17 protein-coding genes are annotated in these 20,481 nt (G+C 55.4%); 10 read left to right on the top strand and 7 right to left on the bottom strand.

The window, feature by feature from the left end; all coding sequences use genetic code 11:
• Positions 1-106 precede the first annotated feature (106 nt).
• The 3 genes from JMJ04_RS10870 to JMJ04_RS10860 all read right to left on the bottom strand — a co-directional run bounded on the left by JMJ04_RS10870 (position 107) and on the right by JMJ04_RS10860 (position 1,949).
• Entirely contained in the window at positions 107-763 is a 657-nt protein-coding gene (locus JMJ04_RS10870; protein ID WP_201370508.1) for a translin family protein, read from the bottom strand.
• Positions 764-902: 139 nt separating this feature from the next.
• Positions 903-1,379: a hypothetical protein gene (locus JMJ04_RS10865; protein ID WP_201370507.1), complete on the bottom strand. Its 477-nt coding sequence runs from the start codon at positions 1,377-1,379 to the stop codon at positions 903-905.
• A 213-nt stretch (positions 1,380-1,592) separates the two neighbouring features.
• Entirely contained in the window at positions 1,593-1,949 is a 357-nt protein-coding gene (locus JMJ04_RS10860; RefSeq protein ID WP_201370506.1) for an SUI1 family translation initiation factor, read from the bottom strand.
• Positions 1,950-2,092: 143 nt separating this feature from the next.
• Here JMJ04_RS10860 and JMJ04_RS10855 point away from each other — a divergent pair, with 143 nt between their 5' ends.
• The 3 genes from JMJ04_RS10855 (at position 2,093) to JMJ04_RS10845 (ending at position 7,050) form a co-directional block, all read left to right on the top strand.
• On the top strand, positions 2,093-3,199 hold the full coding sequence (locus JMJ04_RS10855; protein ID WP_201370505.1) for a dipeptidase: 1,107 nt from the start codon (positions 2,093-2,095) through the stop codon (positions 3,197-3,199).
• Positions 3,200-3,457: 258 nt separating this feature from the next.
• Positions 3,458-4,777 carry a serine/threonine-protein kinase gene (locus JMJ04_RS10850; RefSeq protein ID WP_201370504.1) on the top strand — a complete coding sequence of 440 codons (1,320 nt, stop codon included), beginning with the start codon at positions 3,458-3,460 and terminating at the stop codon, positions 4,775-4,777.
• Between the two features lie 347 nt (positions 4,778-5,124).
• Entirely contained in the window at positions 5,125-7,050 is a 1,926-nt protein-coding gene (locus tag JMJ04_RS10845; protein WP_201370503.1) for a serine/threonine protein kinase, read from the top strand.
• Positions 7,051-7,058: 8 nt separating this feature from the next.
• On the opposite strand, the gene JMJ04_RS10840 is transcribed toward JMJ04_RS10845, so the two are convergent.
• Positions 7,059-7,739, bottom strand: a complete 681-nt coding sequence (locus tag JMJ04_RS10840) for an HD domain-containing protein (RefSeq protein WP_201370502.1) — start codon at positions 7,737-7,739, stop codon at positions 7,059-7,061.
• A 318-nt stretch (positions 7,740-8,057) separates the two neighbouring features.
• On the opposite strand from JMJ04_RS10840, the gene JMJ04_RS10835 reads away from it, so the two are divergent.
• Entirely contained in the window at positions 8,058-8,723 is a 666-nt protein-coding gene (locus JMJ04_RS10835) for a response regulator (RefSeq protein ID WP_236038149.1), read from the top strand.
• A gap of 41 nt (positions 8,724-8,764) precedes the next feature.
• On the opposite strand, the gene JMJ04_RS10830 is transcribed toward JMJ04_RS10835, so the two are convergent.
• Positions 8,765-10,384, bottom strand: a complete 1,620-nt coding sequence (locus tag JMJ04_RS10830; RefSeq protein ID WP_201370500.1) for a helix-turn-helix transcriptional regulator — start codon at positions 10,382-10,384, stop codon at positions 8,765-8,767.
• 865 nt (positions 10,385-11,249) lie between these two features.
• Here JMJ04_RS10830 and JMJ04_RS10825 point away from each other — a divergent pair.
• The gene (locus JMJ04_RS10825; protein WP_201370499.1) at positions 11,250-13,790 is read left to right on the top strand and encodes a ribonucleoside-diphosphate reductase subunit alpha; all 2,541 of its coding nucleotides are present in this window, start codon (positions 11,250-11,252) and stop codon (positions 13,788-13,790) included.
• 186 nt (positions 13,791-13,976) lie between these two features.
• Positions 13,977-15,062 (top strand): ribonucleotide-diphosphate reductase subunit beta, encoded by a 1,086-nt coding sequence (locus JMJ04_RS10820; protein WP_201370498.1) that lies wholly within the window; start codon positions 13,977-13,979, stop codon positions 15,060-15,062.
• A gap of 118 nt (positions 15,063-15,180) precedes the next feature.
• Here JMJ04_RS10820 and JMJ04_RS10815 read toward each other — a convergent pair whose 3' ends face one another.
• Complete coding sequence (locus tag JMJ04_RS10815; protein ID WP_201370497.1) at positions 15,181-15,450, bottom strand: hypothetical protein; 270 nt, start codon at positions 15,448-15,450, stop codon at positions 15,181-15,183.
• A gap of 367 nt (positions 15,451-15,817) precedes the next feature.
• Here JMJ04_RS10815 and JMJ04_RS10810 point away from each other — a divergent pair, with 367 nt between their 5' ends.
• From JMJ04_RS10810 to pcaF, 4 genes are all read left to right on the top strand, one after another.
• Positions 15,818-16,732 (top strand): CoA transferase subunit A, encoded by a 915-nt coding sequence (locus JMJ04_RS10810; protein WP_201370496.1) that lies wholly within the window; start codon positions 15,818-15,820, stop codon positions 16,730-16,732.
• A 56-nt stretch (positions 16,733-16,788) separates the two neighbouring features.
• Positions 16,789-17,574, top strand: coding sequence for a CoA-transferase subunit beta (locus JMJ04_RS10805; RefSeq protein WP_236037978.1), 786 nt, complete (start codon positions 16,789-16,791; stop codon positions 17,572-17,574).
• A 146-nt stretch (positions 17,575-17,720) separates the two neighbouring features.
• Positions 17,721-18,497, top strand: coding sequence for an enoyl-CoA hydratase-related protein (locus tag JMJ04_RS10800; RefSeq protein ID WP_201370495.1), 777 nt, complete (start codon positions 17,721-17,723; stop codon positions 18,495-18,497).
• Between the two features lie 91 nt (positions 18,498-18,588).
• A complete protein-coding gene (gene pcaF / locus JMJ04_RS10795; protein WP_201370494.1) occupies positions 18,589-19,785 on the top strand; it encodes a 3-oxoadipyl-CoA thiolase in 1,197 nt (398 codons plus the stop codon).
• A gap of 122 nt (positions 19,786-19,907) precedes the next feature.
• Here the strand turns inward: pcaF and JMJ04_RS10790 are convergent, their stop codons facing one another.
• Complete coding sequence (locus JMJ04_RS10790; RefSeq protein ID WP_201370493.1) at positions 19,908-20,390, bottom strand: NUDIX domain-containing protein; 483 nt, start codon at positions 20,388-20,390, stop codon at positions 19,908-19,910.
• Positions 20,391-20,481: the final 91 nt, after the last annotated feature.

The following is a 20,481-nucleotide window of genomic DNA, read 5'->3' as shown; positions in this document are numbered from 1 at the left end:
TATCTCATCGTTTTTGGCTCGCGCCGAAGTGCGATTAATCGCCTTCGGGTGCGCTAAAGCTGGTCCCTACCGGGTTTCGTACGTTCCCAATTTCCCAGTAAAGTCATTATTTGGTATCCGTGGTGCCAGCCTGTCCTAGCGCCTGGTAAAGCTCTTGAATGGAGTGTTGGAGTTGCGCCTGGACAACAGAGGTTGTGAGGTCTCCACGCGTCTTCTCTAGAATACCACGCGTCACATCGGTGGTACGACGCAAGCCAGAGGTAATGGCATCGGGGAAATCAACGGAGATGAGCAGGGAATAAATATCATCCATCTGACGCAGGTACGCCTCGCAATCGCGGAGATTTCCGCGCCGCAACTGGTCAAGCAGGTAGCGCCGTAACTCGCCCGCGGCCTCGGCTAGCCCATTCAGGTAGGCGGCCCAGCCAATCCCCAGCTCCTCGGCGTCTGGTAGCTCCTGGTACTGGGTAAGCGCCGCCAGGCACCGCGCCTCAGCATACTCTTTCTGCGCATCCTGCGCGAAGCCCGCATAGTAAATATCTTGGTGATCCAGCAGATCATCTTTCATTTCTTGCAATAGCTGTGCCGCCTGGGCCATAAGCTCATTGGCCCGCTCGCGCTCATGGCGATGCGTCGCGCGAATACTGTTTGCACAATGGCGAATCACGGTACGTGACTTGGGCAAAGCCTTTTCGCGCGCGGCATGTTTAAGGGAGAGATGCTCTATCGCTTGCTGTCCAATCTGCTCTAATTTGTCGGGCATACGATTTGCTTCCTTTCTGTACTATAGACAGTGTATCATAGCCAGAAGGACACAGCAGAAAACGACCGCATAGGTACTGTTGTCTAGAGCGATGCGCAGGAGCCATGGTTAGCACGCCATCTGCTTCCATCCTCATCCCCTATCCCTGCAACTTCAACTGGTCCTGCTGTAACAGGGCATGTACCTCAATCTCTGGTGGAAAGATCTGGGATTCCAGGTCTCCGGTCCAGAACAACTGCTTCATCATCTCGGCGGTCGCATAGAGGAGATGCTGAAGGGTGGCCTCGCGCCCGCGCTCATAGGCATCACTCCCCTCATACACATCCATATCCGCGAAGCAGGCGGCCATGGGCATCATGTCGCTTAAACGCACCAGGTAAATGTTCATCTTTGTCTCGCCACGCTCCGTCGGGACCATGATGCGCAGCTCGGGTCGCTGCTCCACAATGTCCAGGCGGTAGAACACGCCATAATGATCGCGCGAGGCCTGGAAGATTGAGACCTCCGGTAGCGCCTCGCCGTTGTAGCGCTCTTTTTTAAAAGGCTGCTCCTCTGGTCGCTCCATCTCCACCCCCAGCTTTGCCAGAAACTCTTCAAATTGCTCGTGAATATTCATGCTCGCCGCCTCTTCTGTACACCATACGTTGCAGTATGTGTTGGAGAACATCTGTATCTGCCGCATCTTCCCTCTTACACCCTGCTATTCTCTCTATACATCCCAAAAGTGGAAAAGCGGAAATACATAACGATGCCAGTAAAGATTCGCGCGTTTGCACGAATCTTTACTGGCATCGTACCTGCTGAGGACTATATGCAGATACGCTTAAAATTATCCGCCGACGCGCTTGACTTTAAAGCCCTGGGCGATGAGTTTGACCTCTACCTTTTCCAGGTGATCGCCTTGAATTTCGATGTTCCCATCTTTAACCGTTCCGCCGGAGCCACATAATTTTTTGAGCTGCTGCCCCAGTTCAACCAGGTTTTCCGTGGGAACTCCACTAATAACTGTGACCGTCTTACCGCCACGTTGCTTGCGATCACGCATGACGCGGACAAAGCCATCGCTTTTCTTGGTGGGCGCGCTCGCTCCTGCCTGCTCACAACGACATTTTTTATACGACTGGCCACAGCGCGGACAGGTTGAGACACGGCCACTATCGGTCGAATAGACGATTCGGTCTGGCATACAACAGGCTCCTTTCGTGCTTCCACTACGCCCCCTATCTTACCATAGGAGCCTATCCTTCGCGATCACTAACAGTGTATGATAGAGAGCAACGTTGTAGGGTCCATGCTAAGCATGGACTTAGAGCTAGAGAGGATTGTGCCGTGCTTATCATTGATGCTCACCAGGATATTGCCTACAATGCGCTCGAATGGGGCCGCGACATTCGACGCTCAGTCTACGAGACACGCCAGCGTGAAGAACGCTATACCGGAGATCCCGAATCGCACCCTACCAAGGGTGCGGGCGGCATTGCCATGTCGGGACTGCCAGAACTACGCCGCGCTGGCTTTGCCATGGTGTGCGCCACTATTTTCTGTGAGCCATGCTCCTCACAACATATTCCCGCGTGTAGCAAACAGCTTACACAGTCCTACCGCACCGCTGAGGAGGCATACCAGGTTGGACAAGCCCAGTTCGCCTACTACCACGAGCTAGTACGTGAACCAGGCATCTCACTGATTCTTAACCAGGCCGATCTACAACGGCATCTGCAAGCCTGGGAGGCTAGCTCCCCCGAAGATCCACAGCGCCCCTTTGGCATCATTCCCCTCATGGAGGGGGCTGATCCCATTCGTGCTCCTGAGGAGGCCGAGCAATGGTACGCCCAGGGGCTGCGCATTATTGGCCTGGCCTGGCAGGGAACGCGCTACTCTGGCGGAACAAGGGCGCCCGGACCACTTCCGCAACTGGGACGTGACCTTTTACGCGTCATGGAGCGCGTAGGCATTATTCTGGATATGTCGCATAGCGCGGAAGAGAGCTTCTGGCAAGCCCTGGAGAGTTACTCTGGCCCGGTCATGGCCAGCCACAGTAATTGCCGTATCTATACTCCAACCGACCGCCATCTGAGCGATGAGATGATTCGCGCCCTTATTGAACGCGACGCGGTGATTGGTATGGTTCCCGGCAATTTCTTCCTGAATGGCGAGTGGCGGCGCAACCACCGCTTCCCGGTGACGCTCGAACAGGTCGTGCGCCATATTGATCATATCTGCCAGCTCAGCGGTGACGCCCTACACGTTGGCCTGGGCAGCGATATCGATGGTGGCTTTGGCCGCGATGAGACGCCCGAAGAACTGGACACGGCCCTGGACTTTGTAAAAATTGCCGACGTCTTGCGCCAGAATGGTTATACAGAAGTCGATATCCTCAACATCATGGGAGGCAACTGGCAACGCTTTCTGAGTCGTGCTTTACCCGCAGGCTAGCTATCCTTGTTCCCCACGCCAGCCGCGAACATTTGCGGCTGGCAGGCCTCTCCGCGTTTATCCCATCATTGATACCGCGTATATTAAACCTGTGTAATTTTTTCTTTTCCTTCAATAAGGTATTATTGGCTGCGCCCCCGTCTGGAGCCATGTTTTCGCATTATGCTTACCATAAGAGTGGTGAGACTAATTCCCACCGGCATGCGTGTACTTGGTAGTAATTATTCTTTCGCTTAAGATAGGAAGTGCGGGAAAAATATGCGTGACATAGAAAACACGATTATCGCACACTATGCCATCCAACACTATCTAGCCAAAGGCGGCATGTCCGAAATTTATCTGGCACGTGATCTCCAAACACAGCAGGATGTCGCAATTAAAATGGTGCATAGCAGCAATGAGGAGTATTGCCGACGCTTCCAACGCGAGGCGCGCGCGATTGCTTCTCTTCAGCATGAGCACATACTTCCCGCCCTCGATTATGGAGAGTATGGCCCCTGGTGCTATTTAGTAACACCCTATATCGCTAATGGAACTCTGCGTGACTATATGCAGCAGGAACCCTTCTCCCTGGATGAGGCTGGAGACTATCTTGCGCAGATCGCCTCTGCCTTGCAGCATGCTCATGAACACGGTATTATTCATCGCGATATCAAGGCCTCTAATATCTTGATGCGCGACAAAAATTTTGCCTACCTGGCTGACTTTGGTCTTGTCAAAAGCTTAAATGACACAGCCGAGAGTCTGACCGAGAGCGGCTACTTAATCGGAACGGCGGAATACATGGCGCCTGAGTTGGCGGAAGAAGACGCCTCTCCCGCAAGCGATATCTATTCCCTGGGCATCCTGCTTTACCAGATGCTGACTGGAGATGTGCCCTTTAAGGGAGCGACTCCCGTAGGAACCTTTATGAAGCATCTCTCTGAGCGTCCACCACTGCCTTCGCGGCGCAACCGTAATGTACCCAAAGAGATTGAGAAGATCATGCTCCGCGCTCTGGCGAAAGAGCCGGGCTTGCGCTACCCTTCGGCTCGCGCCTTTGCTGAGGCCTATCAGCAGGCACTTGCCGCCTATAAGGAGCGCATCGCGAACGATGAGAAAACTACAGTTCATGTGGTCACGCTGAAAGCAGAAGCTACGGAGCCAGGGTTGATACCTGGCCAGACTAGAAGGCCTATACCTGCACTACCCGCGCTGGCGCTGGCTTTATTGGTTCCCTTTCTCTTTGGCTTCTCAATCTATATGCTCAAAACCACCGATGCGAAATCTACGCATCCAATCATTAATGGAACGATTTCGTCCACGCCTAAAGCGAGGGCAGCGAGCAGCACCCCAACGGCTGGGACCTCCCCCTCTCCAACGGCTGGGCATAACAAGGGAGGGAATCCACAGAACGTGGCCCCTGTCGCACCTGCTCGGACAAATCACGGCAATCCTGCGCCAGCCAGTAACAGTAGTGGTGGTAGTGGCAAATCTGGCCAGAAAGATGGGAAAAATGGCAAAAACGGGAACAATAGCAACGGGAATGGAGGAAGTCACCGTGGTGGCTCCTCCAGTGGGAAAGGGCATAACAAGTAAACAATGATACTGTTCGATGAGCGGGCCTGGTCACCTGTTGCGTTCTGATTGGACCTGGTCATTGGTCAGTAGAGCAAGCGCAGAGGAACAAGAATAAGAGATATAGGCAACATTGACATCAGCGAGGCAAGACTCTATACTGGTAAAATGCGCAATTTAGTACTTTTAATCAGCACTTTTGATTAGTGCTTTTGACAAAATATTTTCCGGCCCTGTAGGCATTAGGCGCTACTGGCCCGATTAAATACATAAACTTTCAAGCACAAGCATCAAGCGTTTCGCCTACAAGGGAACACCTACCCACCGGCTCCCTCATGACCCGGTAGATGAGGAAACACACAACAACGATGTCTGAATTAGAGGGAACAACACTCGGCCCCTACACCATCATACGCCTGCTCGGCAGAGGTGGCATGGCTCGCGTTTACCTGGCTCACGATGCCGCACAAGAACGCGAAGTCGCCATCAAGGTCGTGCACGCGGACAATGAGGAATATCTTGAGCGTTTCTGGCGCGAGATCAGTGCGATTGAGCAGTTAGAGCATGAGCACATTCTGCCCGCGTATGACTATGGCACCGAGGAGCACTGGCATTACCTGGTCATGCCCCATATTGAAGGAGGGACACTCCGCCAGTTGATCAAACAAGGTCCCCTGCGACCGGCACATGTTGGTGAAATACTCTATCAGTTAGCGGACGCCTTGCAGTTTGCACATGACCGCGGCATTATTCATCGCGATATTAAGCCCTCTAATATATTGATGCGTGATGACCATTACAGCTACCTGGCCGATTTTGGCCTCGCCAAATCCCTGGAGAACTCGCACGAAATGACGCTCACGCAGAGTGGCACCCTGCTAGGGACCCCAGAATATATGGCCCCCGACCTGGCCGAGGGACCTGCTACCGCCAGCAGCGATATCTATGCCATGGGAGTCGTACTGTACCAGATGCTCACCGGGCGTCTCCCATTTACCGCCGAGACCCCCATTGCCGTCTACTGGAAACAGCTCCGTGAGCGTCCACATCCCCCCTCGCACCTGAAGCCAGATCTCTCGCCCGCGATTGATCATGTCGTCATGCGCGCCCTCGCCAAGCACCCGGCGCAACGTTACCAATCCCCCAGAGAGCTAGCCGATGAGTTTCAGATCGCGCTCATCTCTCCTGAAATGCTTCTGTCCGCAGACGACGATGACCTCTACGAGGGGGCGAACTATGCATCGGGAGAGCTAGATGACCCGTCGGCCCGGCTTGAGGACGGTGATGCCCCCGTCCAGGTGGCTGAACACGCCTCCCATCATACACCGTATACGACCCGCGAACGCCTGGTGCTTCCTGATAATCCTATGCTCGCACCCACGACGGTGACGAAGACGCGTGACGACAGGCGCACACCTTTCTTTGGCACAAACGCCCCTTCTGGAGAGCACTTCTCAGGAGACAGTGCCATCCGAGCCGTACGCACCAATACCACACGAACGGCACAGCAAAAACGCCTGGAGCATGCACGCAAGCGTAGGAACCGCGTCCTGGCAATCATCCTGATCGGGCTGCTTCTTACAGTCGTGCTGCCCATGGCCTTTATCTACTATATCTTTGTCACGCACCAGGGAGGAACGCACACCCCTGGGACCAATGAGATCGCCACTCCCAGCGTTGCCAGAACCTCACAGGCCAGCAGCCTGGATATAAGCGCGACAGCCACAGCCGCGCCCATCGCCACAGTTACCAGCGCCACACCGCTGCTCAACACTTCTCTGGCCAGCAATGATAGCGGCAATTGGAGCGAGGGCGTGGGGCGTTGCGTTTTCACAAATGGTGGCTACCACGTGCTGGTGCAACAGGCAGACTATTTGCAGCCATGTCCATTGCGCAACACCAGCTTTAGTGATGGCGCGCTCCAGGTCGACAGTACCCTGCTGAGTGCCAACAACGCCGGCATTCTGGTGCGCGCCCAGGGCGAACAGTTTTACGATTTTGAGATCAGCTCCCAGGGCACCTACTTCTTCCGCCGTCATGATGTTGGCTTAGGGGCCAGTTATGTCTACCTGCTTCAGCCAACCAGCAGCGCCGCCATCAAAGTAGGCCAGTCCAATACGCTGCTGGTAATCGCGCAAGGTGCAACCTTCAAGTTTTACATCAATGGCAGCTTTGTGGCCGAGACTCGCGATAGCTTCTATAGCAGTGGTCAGATTGCCCTTGTCACCGGCACACTCACGCCACAGCATACCGGTGAAGGGATCTTTAACAACTTCAAGCTCTATAAGCTCTAGCCAGTCGCTTAGAACAACTCCAATTCTTTGCGAAATTCATCGAGATACTGCTCCATAAACTGAGTGCGCCTCCAGGCCAGGGCGCGACCAGTCTCCGTCTGCATAGTCTCCATCAATTGAAGCAACTTCTTGTAAAAATGATCTAGCATATAGCGTTTATCATCCAGTTCATGCCGCTGGCCAAAGGGATCAGTTGGGTGATAGGCAACGGTCTCGCCTTCCCTGCCATGGCGGACGGCGCCAGTAACGGCCCAGCGCATGACGCCAATCGCTCCCAGCCCATCCAGGCGGTCGGCATCGCGTACGATCTTTGCCTCCAGCGTCTGCGGCTCAACTTTGCGGCTAAAGCTATGCGCAATGATAGCATGCTCAATGGCCTGCTGACGTTCCTCTGCGAGGGTATGGTGCTGCATCACATCGCGTGCCATCGACACAGAGAGATCTGCATGGTGTCCACCAACATCATGTGGCGCAGCACGCCCCAGATCATGCATCAGCACCGCCATCTCGACCACAAACAGGTCGCATGGCTCGCGCCGCACCTCGCGCTCGCCAATATAGCGCGCCAGCTTATAGACGCGCTCGATATGGTCCCAACCATGAGCCAGGTCGTGAACCTGCGTGAAGTGCTCTTTGACCTCAGCGTATACCGCCTCTACAATGGCCTGCTCTGCCAAATCCAAATTCATAAAAACTTCTCCGAAACAAAATCCCTCAAATGAGTGATGCCGTATTTCGCTTGCTTGGTATACTACAGAAAGAATTATCCGCATTGTAGCCAATCAGCCCAAACAACCATCTCGCCAAAGGAAGCTTCTGCATGTAATATAGTGTGCCTCTTAGGATAGAGACGCTAGGAAGTATACCATAGCCATGACTGAGCGACCCTCGCCATTACCCCATGAATCCCCAGAAGATCATATCGATAGTCCCTATCTCCCAAAGCCGGGAGGGGGTGAGGGGAGAGACATGAGCAGAGAGGAGCAAGCGCTATTACGGTCTTGCTGGTGGATGATCATGCCCTTTTTCGCGAGGGTGTGCATCACCTGCTAGGGCTGGAAGAGGATATCCAAGTAGTGGGTGAGGCAGGAGATGGACTTGAGGCCCTGCAAAAGATTCGCCAGCTTCAGCCTGATATCGTGCTTATGGACATTCTGATGCCTATAGTTGATGGCGTCACCCTGACGCGCCAGGTTGTACAGGAGTTTCCAACAGTGGGCGTCATTATGCTCACCATGTATCGCCAGAGCCAGCAAATGCTCCAGGCCATGAAGAATGGTGCTCGCGGCTACATCCTCAAGTCGGCCTCTGCGCACGAGGTAGCTGAAACCATTCGCACCGTCTATAACGAGGGGCTTTCCATCCAACCAGAAATGACACGTGCCATCGTAGGCGAGTTTCGCCGCCTGGCCGATACTACCAGCAGTAACCAGGGTACGGACCTGCTCACGGAGAAAGAGCTGGAGATTATCCGCTATGTCGCCGCGGGCTTGAGCAACAAGGAGATCGCCGAACGGCTCTCCTACTCAGAGAAGACAGTGAAAAACTATCTCTCAATTATCTTCCAGAAGCTCCACTTGCGCGACCGCACCCAGGTCGCTATTTTTGCCCTGCGTCAGGGGCTGCTAACAGATGAAGAGATGGCACCCCGAGCCTTGCGCGAGCAATCCTAGAGTGGGGCTCGACGCTGCTAAAGCACGCGTCGGTCCATAGGCTAGATCAGGCCATACTTTATGGCAAGCGTGACCGCCTGGGTGCGATCTCTGGCCTGGAGCTTCTGCATGATGTGGTGAATATGCGTTTTGACGGTCTCAATGCTGATCAGTAGACGGCTAGCAATTGCATGATTTGTCAGGCCCTCGCTCATCAGGCGTAGAACCTCCCGCTCGCGCTCAGTAAGTTCCAGGCGAAGTGCGAATATAAAGCTTTGCTGCTCTAGCTGCATGGGTATCTCGGTGGTGATGGTGTGCCGTAGGTCCTCCACACACTCGCGCAAGACCGCGCCTACGCGATCCAAATCCTCGGATAGGGTGTGCCAGAACGCGCTCTGGGCATGCTCCGGAGACTTCAATAGACGCCTCTGTACATACTCTAATTTGAGCAGAGCTAGCGTCAATTGCTGCGCGGGGCCATCATGAATATCGCGCGCGAGGCGGTTGCACTCTTCCAACATACTCTCGCGCTGAATGGTCGCATGCGCCTCGCGGTCACGCAGGAGCAGTACCGCGACTCGCGCCATGTATGACAGTACAAGCCGGGTCTCGAGAGGGGGCATGGAGTGAGAGAGCCTGAAGAGAGCGACCCCAGCCAGCCCTGGCTCATGGCTCAGCGGCAGGATCAGGAGAACGCCATCTTCGATATGAAGTGCTGTCATTGTCTCTCCTGGCTCGCGCTGAGCCAGTTCTTCCAGCATTCCTGGCTCAGGAAGGCGTCGCAATAGCTCCTCAGCATCACCCGCTTCCTGTTTTCCCGCCAGGGAGAAACGCTGCTGCTCCGCCTGGTAGAGAAAGAGCCAGGCTTGCTCGGCGCCAATGAGATCGCTCATCTGCCCCACCAGCAACGAATATAAGGCATCATCCTCAACCTTGTACTCACCTATCAGCATTACCTCGTAGAGCCTGCTGAGACTGGTTGCGAGAGCGGGAGTGTTCCCCTGGTGCAACCCCGCATCAATAGACCTCGCCAGGGCGTTCTCAGCGGGTACTGTGTGTGGGTTTGTCTGGGTTTTCTGGTCCTTTGTCGCGGACGTATCCACTCCAGCGCGCTGCTCCATCTCTTGCAATGCAACTGTCTCCTGGCGCCCACCCTCGCCAGTGTCAATCAATGATAACTCATCCATCACACTCTCCTCCTCCTGTGCGAGCGAGAGATAAGCCGGTAGCAACGAGACATAGACGTCTAGTGCCTCCATCCCTTCACGGCCTTGTGGACCTGTATCTCTGGGGGCCAGTAATATAACCCCTTGATCCGCCTCACTACGCTTACTTGAGCGTAAACTATGCAGGCGAATAGACGCGTCTCTTTCAATCCATGCCAGTTCCTGTGAGTTCAGGTACTGCCTGCTTTCCTGGGCAGGGAGCAGGAGCCATCCCTGCTGGGCCTGGGCCATGCTTAGTCCCCCACCACCTGGAATGTGGTGGGGCGCTCCTGGCGGGTACGCGCCACTATACCCACGCAGTACAAAAGCATGTGCGCCAGGTACATAGAGAAATAAGGCAGCCAGGAGCGCCCCGCTGCACTGGCGAACTTCGTCTAGCAGTAACTGGCGCCTTTCAGCTGGTTTTTTCTCATTCTGTAGCTGCATGATAAAGCGCACGAGACGCTCAGAGGTCACCGCTTTGTCCCTTCGACATATGGTGTACACGGCCATGCCCCTGTCTCTATCATACCCGCCACCGCTAATGCCCAGGCAACACTATAATAGGCCCCTTAGCCCTGGCTAAAGATCACTTTTGCAGATATTTTTACCGGCAACAGTAATGCCACAGGCTGAATCGCACCCTGGTTCAAAAGCATATCCACGATGTGGTAGTACCTCTTTGTTGGAGGGCGTAGTACCTTCGCCTCCTCATGCTCCAGGCTCTGAACCCTGGCTTGTCCTGGCTGCGTGTAGGTGATAAGACATTCTATTGTGGCCTTCGGTATCGCGGTCTTTTTAGGGCCAGGAACAGCCAGAGAAGCGCTTATAGCCCTTCCGGTAGAAGATTTGTATGGCTAAGCTTAGAGTATGAGGTCGTCCCTGGCGAGAAAACCACTATATGTTGTTTCTGAGCGTGCACCTCGACACAACATGTTGAGAATTCGGTCCCATACGGTCTTGACTTCTCCCAAGCCTTATGGTAGTGTAATACCACGCGGAAATAAAAGACACAGAACCTAACACGCCGCGAGCTAGTCAATAAAAGCGATAAAAAGACTGTATATAAGAAAAACGGTTAACACGGGTTGGCTGGCACAGACACAATCTAGTGGGAACAATTACCATTTTCATACAAGTGAAAACACTTTCACCCTGGCGTTTTAACTGGTGAGACTGAGAACGTATATTTAGAGTTTTCTAGAGCTTTCCGCCTTTCGCGAGGCATTGCTAGCAGTCAGAACACACGCGTCTGACTGTTCTCTATGTCGTTCCTCTTTCTCAAGCCTGATCCGGCTGTGGACAGGCTTTTTTGATTGTATTTTATAAGAGGTATTAGTCCATGTCTCAAGTATCAGATACATTTGAATTAAATACGGCAAGCAATTCCGAGCGGGGTAGCACCTCTACCGGGGCGACCAGTCCCTCCGACTCTCAAGCAGTACGACGTATTCTCGAAGAAGTTTGTCAGGGCTTTGGACCCGAGGTCAATGTTGATCAATTATTCCAATCTGTAAATGCTACCACGTATGCTGGTATCTCTGATGCGGAGCTGTGGCAGGCACTGATTATGGCGACCCGCACGAATATCGAGTTCGAGCCAGCCTACACTTTTGTCGCTGCCCGCCTCCTGTTGATCAGCCTCTACAATGAGGCCCTCTCTACGACTCAGGCCACACGTGTTGGACTCAATGACGCGGCCAGTATCTATAAAAACTATCTCTCAGACTATGTTGAATTTGGTGTGAGCAAGGGCTATCTCGACCCACGCTTTCAAGAGTATGACCTGGTTGAACTGGCCTCGGCCATCCATCCTGAGCGCGACCAACTCTTCGCTTACCAGGGTTTGCAGATCCTTTATGATCGCTACTTCCTCCAGGACAACAATCGCCGCTTCGAGCTGCCACAGCTGCTCTGGATGCGCGTCGCGATGGGCCTGGCCTTTAACGAAGAGCATAAAGAAGCTCGCGCCATCGAGTTCTACGAACTGCTCTCCCAGTTCTACTTCACCTCGGCGACGCCAACCCTCTTTAACGCTGGTACAGCCCATCCACAGCTCTCATCCTGCTACCTGACGACGGTAGACGATGACCTGTTCCATATCTTCAAGTGCATCCAGGATAACGCCCTGCTCTCCAAGTGGGCTGGTGGCCTGGGTAACGACTGGACGCGCGTTCGCGCTCTGGGCGCGCACATCAAGGGTACCAATGGCATCAGCCAGGGCATCATCCCCTTCCTCAAGGTCGTCAATGATACCGCAGTGGCCGTCAACCAGGGCGGCAAGCGCAAAGGCGCGGTCTGTGCCTACATTGAGAACTGGCACCTGGACATCGAGGAGTTCCTCGACCTGCGCAAGAATACGGGCGATGATCGCCGCCGCACACATGATATGCATATCGCATGTTGGATCTCCGATCTCTTCATGAAGCGCGTCGAGCGCAACGAGCAGTGGACGCTCTTTAGTCCGGACGTGGTCTCCGATCTGCACGACCTCTATGGCAAGGCCTTCGAGCAGCGCTACGAGGAGTACGAGCGCATGGTTGAGGCCGGCCAGATCACGCATTACCGCCGCGTCTCGGCTCTCGATCTCTGGCGCAAGATGCTGACCCGCCTCTTCGAGACTGGCCATCCCTGGATCACGTTTAAGGATCCTTCCAACGTACGCTCGCCCCAGGATCACGCCGGCGTCGTGCATAGCAGCAATCTCTGCACCGAAATTCTGCTCAACACCTCGAACGACGAGACCGCCGTGTGTAACCTGGGTTCGATTAACCTGGCAGCGCACATCATCGATGGCAAGCTCAATCACGAGCGCTTGCAGAAGACCGTCCGTACAGCGGTTCGCATGCTCGATAACGTGATCGATATTAATTACTATCCAACCGATGAGGCGCGCAATGCCAATCTGCGCCACCGCCCCGTCGGCCTGGGTCTGATGGCCTTCCAGGACGCACTCTACAAACTGGGCGTGAGCTATGCCAGCGAGGCCGCCGTCGAGTTCGCCGACCGCAGCATGGAGGCCATCTCCTACTACGCTATCCTGGCCTCAAGCGAGTTGGCCGCCGAGCGTGGCACCTATGGCAGCTACCAAGGTTCGAAGTGGGATCGTGGCATCCTGCCTATCGATAGCATCGCCATCCTGGAGGAGGAACGCGGTCAGAAGGTCGACATGGACCGCAGCATGACCCTGAATTGGGATAAAGTGCGCACGGCAGTAAAGCAGAATGGTATGCGCAATAGCAATGTCATGGCGATTGCTCCGACCGCGACCATCTCTTCTATCGTTGGCGTCAGCCAGTCGATTGAGCCTAGCTACAAGAACCTCTACGTCAAGAGCAACCTCTCGGGCGAGTTCACGATCATCAATTCCTTCCTGGTTGACGATCTCAAGCGCCTGGAGATCTGGGATCGCAATACGCTGGAAGCCCTCAAGTACTACGACGGCTCCCTACAAGAGATGACCTTCCTGCCGGAGGAGATTCGCCAGCGTTACCTGACCGCCTTTGATATCGAGCCACGCTGGCTCATCGCTTGCGCCAGCCGCCGACAGAAGTGGATCGACATGGGACAGTCGATTGACCTCTACCTCTACAATCCCAGCGGCAAGAAGCTTAGTGATATGTACCAGCTAGCCTGGAACAGCGGCCTCAAGACCACATACTACCTGCGTACCCTGGCCGCGACCCAGGTTGAGAAGTCGACCGTCGATATTAACCGCTTCGGCATTCAGCCTCGCTGGATGAAGAACAGCAGCCCATCGAGCAATATCCAGGTCGAGCGCGAGAATCAGGCCCAGCAGCCTAAGTCCGCTCCTATTCCCCTGGAACTGAGCGGCGAGGGCGCGGTCTGTAACCTCGGCGATGACTGCGAAGCCTGCCAGTAACACTCACGCAAATTGTAGGGTCCATGCTTGCATGGACTCTAACGCCACCTAAGCGAGATATCCACTAGATGAGTTACGTCTCGCAGGGCGACGCTTTGAGTCCATGCAAGCATGGACCCTACAGATCTCCGCATCATTTAGCGGTTAAACCGATTTATATACAATATAAGGAGCTTCGTAGAGAACATGAGCATATCCTTTGACGATACCCCTATCACACCTACCAATACCACCAGCACTGCCAATACTACCCCCGCCAGCGAGCAGCAGGCTCAGAAGAAACGCCTGATCAATGGCTGGCACGTTGATGTCAACCAGCTCATGCCCCTCAAGTATCGCTGGGCCTGGGAACACTATCTCAACGGCTGCGCCAATCACTGGATGCCCACCGAAGTTCCCATGACCAAGGATATCGAGACCTGGCGCTCCACTAAGCTGACCTCCGGCGAGCGCCTCGTCATCATGCGCAACCTGGGCTTCTTCGCCACCGCCGAGAGTCTGGTCGGCAATAATCTCGTGCTCGCGATCTTCAAACACATTACGAACGCTGAGTGCCGCCAGTATCTGTTACGCCAGGCCTTCGAGGAGGCGATCCACACGCACACCTTCCTCTACATCGTGGAGAGCCTGGGTCTGAGCGAGCGCGAAGTCTTCAATATGTACCACGAAATCCCCTCGATCAAGGAGAAGGACGAGTTCGAGATGCAGCTGACTTCAGCGGTGCTTGATCCCGATTTCTCGACCGAGACCTTTGAGGGCATGCAGAAGTTCCTGCAAAACTTGATCGGCTACTATATCATCATGGAGGGTATCTTCTTCTACAGTGGCTTCGTGATGATGCTCTCGTTCCATCGCCGCAACCTTATGACTGGCGTGGGCGAGCAGTTCCAGTACATTCTGCGCGACGAGACTATCCACCTCAACTTCGGCATTGACCTGATCAATGGCATCAAGGCTGAGAATCCCGAACTGTGGACCGCCGAGTTCCAGGCGCATATCTATGACCTGATCAAGCGCGCCGTGGAGTTGGAGATCGCCTATGCCTATGACTGCCTGCCCAATGGCATCCTTGGCCTGAACGCCGAGTCCTTCCGCAGCTACGTTCAGCACATCGCCGACCGCCGCCTTGAGCGCATCGGCCTCGCGCCCATCTTCCATTCGTCTCACCCCTTCCCCTGGATGAGCGAGACCATGGACCTGAGCAAAGAGAAGAATTTCTTCGAGACCCGCGTCACCGAGTACCAAGCCGCCTCAACACTCGAGTGGGAATAGACGCGGGATAGCCAGAGAACAACAACCCGGAACGAGAGTCGTTCCGGGTTGTTCTCTTTTATCTATCAGTAACGTTTATCTATGAATGACGCTTTCCAGGGCGTTTCGTAAGCTCGTCCTACGCCTGCTCAGCAACCTGCACATCCTCATCCCAGCGCATCAGCCTCACCACTTTCCCCTTGAGGAAGGTCAGCATGCCCCCCGCCAGAACCAGCACCACACCCAGAACCAACACGACCACCTGCGCCAGGTCTAGGCTCGTATTTCCCACATGCACTGTTGGGCGGAGCATATTCGCGCCCAGTGCCACAGCCGCAATCAACATACCAAACACAAACGACGACAGGCCGAGAGCGGACAGGACATTCTTTGGCTGCTGGTTCTTCATTGCTGTTTCTCCTCGCACATACTTTCGATGACCAACACATCGCTACAGGTACAACTATACCGTCCCATTCCCCCAGGCACATGGGACATTTGCACCATTTCTCCGCCTCCTCCATCCACACACTTATCTATTCTTTCTGTCGCGCTTAAAAACGGTAAAGCTGAGGCATCCAATTTTCCTCTCTCACTCTTTTAGACGCTTTCTACACCCATTTTTAGGACAAGAATTATGTAAGTGTAAAAATTGAGCACAATATTTCATACAAAGCGTAATGTGGTAGGATAAGAGCGTGTGCTTGAATACTTGCGGTAGTGGCAATGGTGCCCTATCGTGTCTCCCTGCATTAGCTTCGATGGAGAACAAGCGTATGAGCAAACGTCTCTCAATGGCCGAAGCCGTAGCGCGCTACATTCCCAATGGAGCCTCCGTAGCCCTCGGGTTGGCCCTCGAACCCCTCATTCCCTTCGCCGTCGGACACGAGATCATTCGCCAGCGTCGCCAGAACCTGGCGCTCATTGGCCCCATTTCCGATATCCTCTTTGACCAGTTAATCGGCGCAGGCTGCGTCAGCACAATCCAGGCTGCCTGGGTCGGTAATGTGAGCGAGGGCCTGGGCCACTGCTATCGCCGCGCCGTAGAGAAACAGCTTCCCCATTCCATCCATGTTGAAGAATATAGCAATCATACCATCGCTCTGGCCCTCCTGGCCGCCAGCGTTGGCTCGCCCTACATACCCACGCGCACCCTGCTGGGAAGCGACATTCCCCGCCAGAACCCACGCCTGCGCGTTAAACACTCATCCCTGGATGAGGCCCCCATCCTGCTTGTACCCGCGCTCCAGCCAGATGTGACGGTCGTGCATGTGCAACGCAGCGACGAGGAGGGCAATGCCCACGCCTGGGGAAATCTCGGTATCTGTGAAAGCGCCTTTCTGGCCGCACGCGATGTAATTATCGTCGCCGATGACCTCGTCTCACACGAGACTATTTTGAGCGATCCCAACCGCGTGCTTGGCCCATCCTACAAGGTCCGCGCCGTGGTGCATGAACCCTGGGGAGCACATCCCTCCTCGGTCCAGGGCTGCTACAATCGCGATCACGCCTTCTATCATGAGTATCACCAGCGCACCCGCACCCAGGAGGGTTTTCAGCAATGGTTGGAGGAATGGGTCCTGAACGTCCCCAATCGTGCTACTTATCTCGCACACCTGGGCGAAGACCGCATGCGTACCCTGAAAATCAGAGAACATCGCTACGCCTCCCCCGTCGACTATGGTTATTAAATACTTGGTAGGGTCCATGCTTAAGGCCCACTTTCGAGTGCAGAAAGGCAATCCATATGGCAAGAGAATATAGCGAGCGCGAACTGATGGTCGTATGCGCGGCACGCCAGATCCACGATCATGAACTGGTCTTCGTCGGGATGCGCCTCCCCCTGCTGGCTTTTGCCCTGGCGAAACGCACGCATGCCCCCAACTGCATTGGCCTCTTTGAGTGTGGCATCGTGCGCGATACGCCCGCGCCCGAACTGCTCTACACCATGGGCGATGCCCCCAACATCACTGGTGCGCTCTGGACGACGGATATGGTCAATGTCCTGGGTTCGCTGGCGGCAGGCGACGTTCAGCTTGGCTTCATTGGCGGGGCGGAGATCGACCGCTATGGGAATCTCAACACCTCGCTCATTGGCGACTGGCAGCAGCCACGCGTGCGCCTCCCTGGCAGCGGGGGCGGAGCCGATATCGCCTCGCTCGCCCACCGCCTGGCGATCATCATGCCCCATGAACGCCATCGCCTGCGCGAGCGCGTCGATTTTGTGACCAGCCCCGGCTATGGCTATCCCAATGCAGAGGGTCCCGCGGGCAGCGCCTGGCGACGCCGGGTCGGCCTGCCCCGTGGAGGCCCCGCCGCGCTCATCACCACCCTGGGGCTCTTCGCCTTCGATCCAGATAACGGCGAGGCCTTGCTACAATCCTACCATCCAGGCACCTCTATCGAGGAAGTACAGGAACAGACTGGCTGGCCGCTGCGCCTCGCGCCCGACTGCCGCGAGACGCCACCACCCAGCCCCGAGGAACTACACATCATCCGCGAATGCGATCCCCAGGGCGTCTGGACCCGTTAGAGCCGCGTGCTGTAGCAGCGTCGCGTCCCTCATGGATGATATACTACAAGCAGAATATTTCTGGCACATAGACCCTTTTGAGGGGCATATGAGGGCCATGCAGTGTCCCCCGCCCCTCGTTCTCTAGCAAACATCTAAGGAGAGTTATGACAGAATATCAGTATATCCTCATTGAACGTGACGAGCGCGTCGGGATTGTGACCCTGAACCGTCCCAAAGAATTGAATGCGCTCAATTTCCAGCTTGTAAATGAATTGGCTGACGCGTTGGAGGAGTTTGATCGCGACGAGGCGATTCGCTGTATCGTCATTACGGGCTCGGGCGAAAAGGCCTTCGCCGCGGGCGCCGATATCAAGGAGATGTCCGACAAGTCGCCCATCGATATGATGCTAAGCGCCTTCGACGGCTGGCAGCGTATCAAGCGTGTGCATACGCCCCTCATCGCCGCCGTTGGTGGCTACGCCCTGGGTGGCGGCTGCGAGCTGGCAATGCTCTGCGATATGATCATCGCCTCAGAGAACGCGCGCTTTGGCCAGCCTGAGATCCTCATTGGAGTTATCCCCGGCGCGGGCGGGACACAGCGCCTGGCGCGTACTCTCGGCAAGTACCGCGCCATGGAGATGGTGCTGACAGGCGCGCAGGTTCCCGCGCAAGAACTGGCCGACCTGGGCCTGGTCAACCGCATCGTGCCCAAAGGCGAACACCTGAAAGCCGCTCTTGAGCTAGCGAAGAAGGTGGCCCAGCAGGCTCCTGTTGCCGCACGCCTAGCGAAGGAGTCGGTACTCTCCGCCTTTGAGACGCCGCTGGAAGATGGGCTGGAGATCGAGCGCAAAAACTTCTTCTTGCTCTTCGCGACCGAGGATATGCGTGAGGGCATGCACGCCTTTATTGAGAAGCGCCAGGCCGAGTTCAAGGGCAGGTAGTGCCTCTCGAAAACCTGAGCGCGTGAGCGCTAGCCGCGAGAGCGGGCGCTGCGCCCCCGAAGGGGTTGGTTTTCGTCTAAGGAGATGAAACATGGAAGATGCGGTTATTCTTTCGGCAGTTCGTACGCCTATCGGGCGCTATGGTGGTGTCCTCAAAGATGTACGCCCAGATGATCTGGGCGCTCTGGTCATTCAGGAGGCGCTCAGGCGAGCGCAGGTTGATCCAGCCAGCGTGGAAGATGTGGTCTTTGGCTGCGCAAATCAGGCTGGCGAGGATAACCGCAACGTCGCTCGCATGTCGCTGCTCCTGGCGGGCCTCCCTATCACAGTGGCTGGTCAGACGGTAAACCGCCTCTGCGGCTCGGGACTCCAGGCGCTAAATAGCGCGGCCCAGGCCATTCAAACCGGGGCGGGCGATACCTTTATCGCTGGCGGAGTGGAAAGCATGACACGCGCCCCCTTAGTCATGGGCAAGAGCGACAACGCCTTTGGTCGTGCGCAGAAGCTTGAGGATACAACGCTCGGCTGGCGCTTTGTTAACCCCAAACTGTCCGAGTTGTATCATCCCTATAGCATGGGCGAGACCGCCGAGAACGTTGCCGAGCGCTATCAGATCAGCCGTGAGGCGCAGGATGCCTACGCCCTGCACAGCCACCAGCGCGCCGTCGCCGCTCAGCAGTCAGGAAAGTTTGCCCAGGAGATCGTCGCGGTCGCGATCCCACAAAAGAAGGGCGAGGATCTCAGCGTCTCCCAGGACGAGCATCCGCGCCCCGATACCTCTCTAGGGAAACTGGCGCGCCTGAAGCCAGTCTTCCGCCAAGGAGGCAGCGTGACCGCTGGGAACTCGGCTGGCATCAATGATGGAGCCGCGGCCCTGGTCGTGACCTCCGCCTCCCACGCCAGGGAACTGGATCTGCATCCACGGGCGCGCATCGTGGCGACAGCCGTCGCTGGCGTCGACCCAGCCTATATGGGCCTGGGACCCATTCCCGCAACCCGCAAAGCTCTGCAACGCGCAGGACTAACCATGCAGGACATCGACCTGGTCGAGCTGAACGAGGCCTTTGCCTCCCAGGTGCTACAATGCGGCCACGAGCTAGAGATCGACCAGGAGAGGCTCAACGTCAATGGAGGAGCCATCGCCCTCGGCCATCCACTAGGCTGTAGCGGCGCCCGCCTGGTCGTTACCCTGCTCCACGAGTTAGAGCGCCGTGGCGGACGCTATGGCCTCGCGACCATGTGTATCGGCGTTGGCCAGGGCATCGCAACCATTATTGAGCACCTCTAAGCGCCTCTAAAAATAGGCTTCAAACAACAAGGAGGCACATCCCAAATTAACGGATGTGCCTCCTTTCTTGCTCCAGCGCAAATACGTTTCTGCTCATCCAGAGAAGCAAACAAAAGGAGCGTTTATTCAGCTTGGACCTCTTCGCCACGCAAAGCCGCCTCATAGGCCTCACGCAATTTGGGTACGGTCTCAAAATTACGCATGGTATCTGGATCGACCCAGCGCATATCTGTCGCCTCCCAGTCCGTCGTAATACTTTCGTCCTCGTTGACGGCAAAGAGGAAGGGATGCACATAGAAGTGACGCCCCAAATCCTGGTCGACATGTTCGACAATCCCACCGCGCCGCAACATATGCACCTGCTCACGTGCGAGTCCCGTCTCTTCACGAATCTCGGTATATGCCTGCTGCTCAGGTGAGATCCCTACCTCGACAAATCCACTGATACCAGCCCAGCGACCATGATAGCTCCCCACCTGCTGACTTCTTCTCACCAGCAATAAGCGAGTATGCTCTTCCTCACCCTTTTGGAGGAAACAGGTTACGACATGTGTTGGACGCAGTACCGAGCGTGGTACCGCTTTTTTTGAGCTCTGAACATTCATAGAACTTTGCACCTCATTGCGATATTCAGGTTACTTCTTCTCCGAAAACCTGAGCGCGAAGCGCTAGTCACGAAAGTGGCGTTGGGTTTCG

This window comes from Ktedonobacter robiniae (assembly GCF_016587375.1).
Classification (GTDB): Bacteria; Chloroflexota; Ktedonobacteria; order Ktedonobacterales; family Ktedonobacteraceae; genus Ktedonobacter; species Ktedonobacter robiniae.
Note: the sequence above shows the minus strand (reverse complement) of the source record. Positions and strands in the feature narration are given on the sequence as shown.